Here is a 2,704-nt window from a genome sequence, read left to right as displayed (position 1 = left end):
GAGGGGAGGGGCGGGGCCGGTCGACGACCGGCCCCGCCCCGGGGTCGTTACGCGGCCGGAACCGTCGGCACCGTGTAGGCCGCGTCCTTCATGACGAAGGTGGCCAGCGCGGAGCCGTCGCCCGGCGACAGGGCGGTGAAGGTGACGCCGAGCTGTGCGGCGGCCTTCCGGGCGAGCTTGATGTCGTCGGTGGCGGTCACCTGGCCGCGCGGGATCACGAAGCGGTACGTGACCTCCGTGCCGTCCGTGAACTCCAGCCCGAGAGCCCGCTCGTCGAAGGTCGGTCCGTCCGGAACGTCGAACTGGAAGACGCTCGCCGCGGCGTCCTTGCGGATGTCCGTGGACTTGCCGCCGAGGAAGAACGGCAGGGTGTCCTCGTTGAACTGGAGCATCGCGAACTTCAGCGTCAGGTCGCGGTCCGCGTAGACGAACCGGGCCGGGCTGATGGACTGCCACGTCTCGACCGGATCCAGCTTGTCCTTCTTCGCGAAGGTCACGCCCTCCGTGGAGGTGTAGCCGAGGTCGGTCCAGGCCGACCCCCAGTCGGTCGCCGGGTTGTCGGTGAAGGCGTCCGGAAGGGGAGCGCCGATCTCGGCGACGAGGATGCGGCCGGTTCCGGCCACGCGGATCTCGGAGGCGTTGTTGCCTGCCATGGATGACTCCTTGAGGTGGTTGGTCCCTGAGTGGGTGACTGGGCGGGTGACTGGGTGGTGCGTGCCGTCACGGGTACGGCAAAGGCCCCGCCGGACGGCAGGGCCTGGTCTGTGGGGCGTTCGGCGTCAGCCGATGCGCAGGGAGACGCGCAGGACGCAGAGGTAGCGGTTGGCCGCGGGATGCAGGTACTCGGGCAGCCAGCGCGGGCCGTCGGCCTCGACGACATCGCTGATCACGATGTCCGTCCCGTACCGCCGTCCCACCGAGGCGAGCAGCTGGGCCCGGGCGGAGTTGGCGAGGCGGTGCGCCGTCGCCTTGTCCGGCCCGTAGGCCTCCAGTTCGATGAGCGGCTGGTCGAGGTGGAGGTCGTCGACCCAGGCGCCACCGCGCCGGGAGACGATCACCGCCTTCTGCGTGCCGTCGAAGCCGGGCGGCGGAGTCTCGTCCACCACCGCGTCCGCCAGATCGGCGCGGTCGGAGAGGAGCTCCACGACGATGGCCTCCACGTCGGGGAAGGTGCTCGGAGGTGAAGTCATGACAGGGCGATCACTCCTGTTCGCGGGAGGACGATGTGCGAGAACGCGGACGGCGGAGCCGCGCCCGGAGGGTGGGCGCAGCTCCGCCGCTGCACCTATTGTGACTGAGATCGTGCGAGCGCGCAACCTATTGGCGCGGGGGCGCAACTTCATGGGTTCCGCTTCCGGGGGTGTTCGCGCTCCGGCGGCGCGCAGGTGGGCCTGTTCTGACCTCCCGCACTCCCGTGCCCGGTGCGTTAGTCTGCGGTTATCGAACAGGTATTCGAGAGTTGGCGGTTCTGCGGGAGGAAGCGCCCTGACGAGCGTGCGGAGCGAGGGAACGGGGGAGTGGGTGGACGGGAGTGAGCCGGTGATCGGTGCCCAGGAGCGGCTGGCCGATGTCTTGGCCGCCGCGGTCGAGGTGGCCGCGGAGTCCGGGGAGTCGGGTACGTACACGGCGGAGGTCGCCCGCACGCTCACCGCCGTCGTCGGCAAGGTCGGAGCGAGAATCGCGGTCGAGGCGGAGACGCGGGGGTTCCGCAGCGGCTGGGGCGAGGCGATCGCGCTGGCGTCCGGGGGCACGGACGACGGGGCCCAGGTCTTCCGCATGGCCGCCGCGCCCGAGAAGTAGCCGGGGGGAAGAATCAGGAAGGGGCGGCCCGAACGGGCCGCCCCTTCCTGTCTGTTCACGTGTCTCACGGCCGGCGGCGCGCCCCCGGAGCCTTCCGCCGGGCCGCCCGTTCCGCCGCGAAGACGTCCTCCAGGCGGAACGCGTGCGCCCGGCCCTGTCGGCCGGCGGGGCTGAGGTGGCCCAGCTGGACCCACTTACGGATCGTCGCGGGGGTCACGCCCGCCTCGTGCGCGGCCAGGGCGCCGGTCAGCAAGGTCGCGGCCGTCATCGCCTGCCCTCCCGCCGTGCCGTGTCCGCCGTCGCGCCGCTCAGCTCCGCGAACTCGCCGCCGGACTCCGCCGCGAGCCGCACCCAGGCGCCCTCGCTCCACGCGTGCCGGTGCGCCGGATCCGTACGGCAGTCGCAGGCGCGGTCCGTACAGCGGCAGGCCGGGTTGACGCAGAGCACCGCCCGGCGCGCGGGGAAGGCCCGCAGCGAGACCGAGTCGCACCAGGGGCAGCGTCCGCCCACCCGCACCACCGGTTCGGCGCCGCCCAGGGCCCGGGTGCAGCGGCGGGCCATCCGGCGGGCCTCGTCCCTGATGTGTTCGAGGAGTACGTCGTCGGCGGCGGCCCGGTCGAGCAGCCCCGCGACGCGCAGCAGCCGCCCGGATACCTGCTCGCGGCGGGGGCGGGGCATCCGGAGCCGGTCGTGAACGGCTTCGTCCAGCTCGATCACGCCATCCGTGATGTCGCGTACGGCGTCGGAGATGTGGAGCCGCACGGGGGAGGTGCGGGAGCCGGACGGGGTGAGCCCGTGCGCCTGCTCGGCCCGCAGGGCCTCTTCGCGCTCGGCGCGCGTCGGGCCCGCCGGGGCCGGGCCGGCCCCGGAAGGGGTCGCCCGCGGGGCGGAGGGGGAGCGGTAG

The 2,704-nt window shown here is 73.0% G+C and carries 5 protein-coding genes; 1 reads left to right on the top strand and 4 read right to left on the bottom strand.

The features are described from left to right. Positions 1 to 47: 47 nt before the first annotated feature. Both HET64_RS38075 and HET64_RS38070 read right to left on the bottom strand, forming a co-directional pair. Positions 48 to 653: a phage tail protein gene (locus HET64_RS38075; RefSeq protein ID WP_215111793.1), complete on the bottom strand. Its 606-nt coding sequence runs from the start codon at positions 651 to 653 to the stop codon at positions 48 to 50. Between the two features lie 126 nt (positions 654 to 779). Continuing rightward, complete coding sequence (locus tag HET64_RS38070) at positions 780 to 1,190, bottom strand: hypothetical protein (RefSeq protein WP_215111792.1); 411 nt, start codon at positions 1,188 to 1,190, stop codon at positions 780 to 782. Positions 1,191 to 1,494: 304 nt separating this feature from the next. Here HET64_RS38070 and HET64_RS38065 point away from each other — a divergent pair, with 304 nt between their 5' ends. Beyond that, positions 1,495 to 1,800: a hypothetical protein gene (locus HET64_RS38065; protein ID WP_215111791.1), complete on the top strand. Its 306-nt coding sequence runs from the start codon at positions 1,495 to 1,497 to the stop codon at positions 1,798 to 1,800. Positions 1,801 to 1,864: 64 nt separating this feature from the next. Here HET64_RS38065 and HET64_RS38060 read toward each other — a convergent pair whose 3' ends face one another. Continuing rightward, on the bottom strand, positions 1,865 to 2,068 hold the full coding sequence (locus tag HET64_RS38060; RefSeq protein ID WP_215111790.1) for a hypothetical protein: 204 nt from the start codon (positions 2,066 to 2,068) through the stop codon (positions 1,865 to 1,867). Next, a partial coding sequence (locus HET64_RS38055; protein ID WP_215111789.1) for a hypothetical protein occupies positions 2,065 to 2,704 on the bottom strand: 640 nt, incomplete at its 5' end. The genes HET64_RS38060 and HET64_RS38055, both read right to left, overlap by 4 nt.

This window comes from Streptomyces sp. McG3 (genome assembly GCF_018619185.1).
Classification (GTDB): domain Bacteria; phylum Actinomycetota; class Actinomycetes; order Streptomycetales; family Streptomycetaceae; genus Streptomyces.
This window is presented reverse-complemented; position numbering and strand designations above follow the sequence as displayed.

What these genes read in the sequence shown, in the direction of transcription:
- HET64_RS38075 (WP_215111793.1), bottom strand. Translation starts at nt 653, where the DNA reads ATGGCAGGCAACAACGCCTCCGAGATCCGCGTGGCCGGAACCGGCCGC.
- HET64_RS38070 (WP_215111792.1), bottom strand. Translation starts at nt 1,190, where the DNA reads ATGACTTCACCTCCGAGCACCTTCCCCGACGTGGAGGCCATCGTCGTG.
- HET64_RS38060 (WP_215111790.1), bottom strand. Translation starts at nt 2,068, where the DNA reads ATGACGGCCGCGACCTTGCTGACCGGCGCCCTGGCCGCGCACGAGGCG.